Genomic DNA, 3,420 nt, shown 5'->3' with positions numbered 1-3,420 from the left:
CTTGTCCTGATTTTTGTTAATCCACTATAAAAATTAGAAATGCACATTTTCATTATTCTCGCGCAGGCAGGACTCCAGACTTACCCATTTCAGTAATGTTTGAAAATAAAAGAAAAATCAGATGTTTGTATTCCCGCCTGCGCAGAAATGGAGACGGCGCTCTGTCGTCTCATTTTTGTTTTAATCAACTATATATAGCTGATTAAACATAAGAAATGCCGTCTGAAAGACTTTCAGACGGCATTCGTTCAAGCGTCGAACTTTATTGCGCCTTGGTTTCGGTTACAAAACCGATTTTGGTGATTCCTGCCTGACGGGCGGCTTCTAAAGCTTTGTTTACATAATCGTATTCCACCGCCTTGTCTGCCGCAATCGCCACAATCACGTTTTCATTCTGCTCCTTGGCGGCTTTCAGACGGCTTTCCACTTCCCCGATTTCCACTTTGCTTGCAGAATCCCCGCCGACATAATAGCCGCCGTTCGCATCAATCGTCAGGCGCAGGGGGTCTTTAGGCTGTTTGTCCTGCTTGTTTGTCTGCTCGGACGCGGTCGGCAGTTCCAAAGGGATGGAATGCGTCAGCACCGGCATAGTAATCATAAACACAATCAGCAACACCAGCATCACGTCCACCAACGGCGTAACGTTGATGTCGGACATCGGAGAATCGTCGCCGGAATTCATCGAACCAAATGCCATAATCAGCTATCCTTTTGATTAAGCAGGCGGACGTGCAAATCGTGCGCCATCGCATCCAAATCCTGGGTCAGTATTTTTGTGCCGCGATTGAGGAAGTTGTATGCCAACACCGCCGGAATCGCCACGAACAAACCCGCCGCCGTCGCCACCAGTGCCTCGCCAATCGGGCCGGCAACCGCCGCAATACTCATCTGCCCGCTTTGCCCGATATTGATCAGGGCGTGGTAAATCCCCCAAACCGTGCCGAACAGCCCGATAAACGGCGCGGTCGCGCCGATGGAGGCAAGCGCGGTCATCCCGTAATCAAACCGGCGCATAATCTGCGCCATACTGTTGCGGATTTGAATGACCAAATACTCGTTCAACGGCAAAGCCTGCGCCAGTTCGGACGCTTCGTTTCGGCGGTAGTTGCGGTAAGACTGCAATGCCTCTTGCGCCAGTTTGGACAAAGGCGCATCGACGGCGCGCACTTTTTCGACCGCGTCGTTCAGCGACAAAGTATCGCGCATATGCCGTTTGACGGCGGCATTCCCTTTGCGCGCCCGATACAGCTTGATGCAGCGCAAGACAACCAAACACCACGTTACGATACTCATCAACAGCATCAACACAAACACACCGATCAGGACGGGATCGCCCGATTCAAATACTAATTTCAAATTCATAATGATTCCAACACTGAAAAAACCAATCAAACATCCAAGCTGCCGCAAACCGCTGCGGCAACCGCCTAATTCAATTCAAACTTGACGGGGACTTTAAACTCCGTCCAGGCATTGGCTTGAAAATGCCCGTTTTGCGCCGCCTTGCGTGCCGCATTGTCCAACCGGGAAAAACCACTGCTTTTCACGATTTTAACGGACTCGACATGACCGCCCGGAGAAACCAAAACGCTCAAAACAACCGTACCCTGCTCGTCATTCTCCATAGAAAGCGTGGGATAAGCCGGGCGCGGAATGCTGCCGTTGGCGCGTAAAGGATTGCCTTTGCTGCTGCCGGCTCCTTCCCCGTGTTCGCCTTTGACACCGCCGCTACCTTTACCGCTGCCTTCTCCGCGCCCCGTTCCGTCTCCTTTGGTACCGGTTCCCTTATCTTCCCCATTACCCTGCTCGCTGTCTGCTTTGGCAGAAGCATTGCTGGGATGTTCGGCAGGTTTTTCAGACGGCTTCTCGACCGGTTTTTCCGCCGGTTTCGGGACAGGCTTCGCTTCCGGCTTAGGCTCTGGTTTCGGTTTTTCTTCGGGTTTCGGCTTTTCTTCAGGTTTCGGCTCTTCCTTAGGCTGCTGAATATCCGCATCCGCCTTTTTCGTAACCACCGGCTTCAAAACCGGCTTGGGCGGCTCGACAGGTTTGGGCGGCTCAGGCTCAGGTTGCGGCTCAGGCGCAGCAGGCGCACCTGCGCCTTCGGGTGCACCGTCCCCTCCGCCAAAATCACCCAAATCGACAAATTCGATAACATTTCCTGACTCTATCACGGGCAGCTTGTGCGCCTGCCAGAGCAATGCCACCATTGCCAAATGCAGCAGTGCGACGGAAAACACGACTGCGGGGGTTAAAATTCGTTCTTTATCCATAATTCGGGCATAATAATAGCAACAATTCCTATTTGCAACCTATTTTTACAATTTTTGGTCATATGAATGTCTGTTCCGTTCACAGGCAAACCGTGTTTAAACGCTGTATTACAGCAAATCATCAGATAACGGGCCGGCAGAAAAAATGATTCCGTCTGATTTCTTATTCCAATAAAATCAGGTTAGATGATATATTGCCGCTTCTGTCTGTCAGCCGTTTCGGGCTGCACACCACATCTGTTCAAAGGAAAACCATGTTTCAAAATTTTGATTTGGGCGTGTTTCTGCTTGCCGTCCTGCCCGTGCTGCTCGCCATTACCGTCAGGGAGGTGGCGCGCGGCTATACGGCGCGCTACTGGGGAGACAACACTGCCGAACAATACGGCAGGCTGACACTGAACCCCCTGCCCCATATCGATTTGGTCGGCACAATCATCGTACCGCTGCTTACTTTGATGTTCACGCCCTTCCTGTTCGGCTGGGCGCGTCCGATTCCTATCGATTCGCGCAACTTCCGCAACCCGCGCCTTGCCTGGCGTTGCGTTGCCGCGTCCGGCCCGCTGTCGAATCTGGCGATGGCTGTTCTGTGGGGCGTGGTTTTGGTGCTGACTCCGTATGTCGGCGGGGCGTATCAGATGCCGTTGGCTCAAATGGCAAACTACGGTATTCTGATCAATGCGATTCTGTTCGCGCTCAACATCATCCCCATCCTGCCTTGGGACGGCGGCATTTTCATCGACACCTTCCTGTCGGCGAAATATTCGCAAGCGTTCCGCAAAATCGAACCTTATGGGACGTGGATTATCCTACTGCTGATGCTGACCGGGGTTTTGGGTGCGTTTATTGCACCGATTGTGCGGCTGGTGATTGCGTTTGTGCAGATGTTCGTCTGACTGGCTTTCAGACGGCATAAACGCTCCAGAAAACGCGGCAGGACATATTGCCCTGCCGCGTTTTCCTGTAGTGTAATCTTATTTTTTTCATCATTATTAGAACCAAGTTGCATGATAATACCTTTCATTAACTGAAACACTGATTAAGAAACTCCAGTCTGTCTAATGATGAGGTTTTCACATCGCCAAAACTTGCCAATCAAATGCTGGATTTATTGCCGTCTGAGACCTTTGCAAAATTCCTTTCCCTCCCGACA

The 3,420-nt window shown here is 51.4% G+C and carries 4 protein-coding genes; 1 reads left to right on the top strand and 3 read right to left on the bottom strand.

Features of this window, described 5'->3' with window-relative positions:
* Positions 1–262: 262 nt before the first annotated feature.
* From HMPREF2959_RS05875 to HMPREF2959_RS05865, 3 genes are all read right to left on the bottom strand, one after another.
* Positions 263–697: an ExbD/TolR family protein gene (locus HMPREF2959_RS05875; protein ID WP_002212592.1), complete on the bottom strand. Its 435-nt coding sequence runs from the start codon at positions 695–697 to the stop codon at positions 263–265.
* Between the two features lie 2 nt (positions 698–699).
* Entirely contained in the window at positions 700–1,362 is a 663-nt protein-coding gene (gene exbB / locus HMPREF2959_RS05870) for a TonB-system energizer ExbB (RefSeq protein WP_002216612.1), read from the bottom strand.
* Positions 1,363–1,427: 65 nt separating this feature from the next.
* Entirely contained in the window at positions 1,428–2,270 is an 843-nt protein-coding gene (locus tag HMPREF2959_RS05865) for an energy transducer TonB (protein WP_002230816.1), read from the bottom strand.
* A gap of 254 nt (positions 2,271–2,524) precedes the next feature.
* Between HMPREF2959_RS05865 and HMPREF2959_RS05860 the strand changes: the two genes are divergently transcribed.
* On the top strand, positions 2,525–3,163 hold the full coding sequence (locus HMPREF2959_RS05860; protein ID WP_002216609.1) for a site-2 protease family protein: 639 nt from the start codon (positions 2,525–2,527) through the stop codon (positions 3,161–3,163).
* Positions 3,164–3,420: the final 257 nt, after the last annotated feature.

Source organism: Neisseria sp. HMSC070F02, assembly GCF_001814225.1.
Classification (GTDB): domain Bacteria; phylum Pseudomonadota; class Gammaproteobacteria; order Burkholderiales; family Neisseriaceae; genus Neisseria; species Neisseria meningitidis.
Note: the sequence above shows the minus strand (reverse complement) of the source record. Positions and strands in the feature narration are given on the sequence as shown.

Excerpts from the sequence above, each read along its gene's own strand:
- HMPREF2959_RS05860 (WP_002216609.1), top strand. The coding sequence starts at position 2,525 with ATGTTTCAAAATTTTGATTTGGGCGTGTTTCTGCTTGCCGTCCTGCCC.
- HMPREF2959_RS05875 (WP_002212592.1), bottom strand. The coding sequence starts at position 697 with ATGGCATTTGGTTCGATGAATTCCGGCGACGATTCTCCGATGTCCGAC.
- exbB (WP_002216612.1), bottom strand. The coding sequence starts at position 1,362 with ATGAATTTGAAATTAGTATTTGAATCGGGCGATCCCGTCCTGATCGGT.
- HMPREF2959_RS05865 (WP_002230816.1), bottom strand. The coding sequence starts at position 2,270 with ATGGATAAAGAACGAATTTTAACCCCCGCAGTCGTGTTTTCCGTCGCA.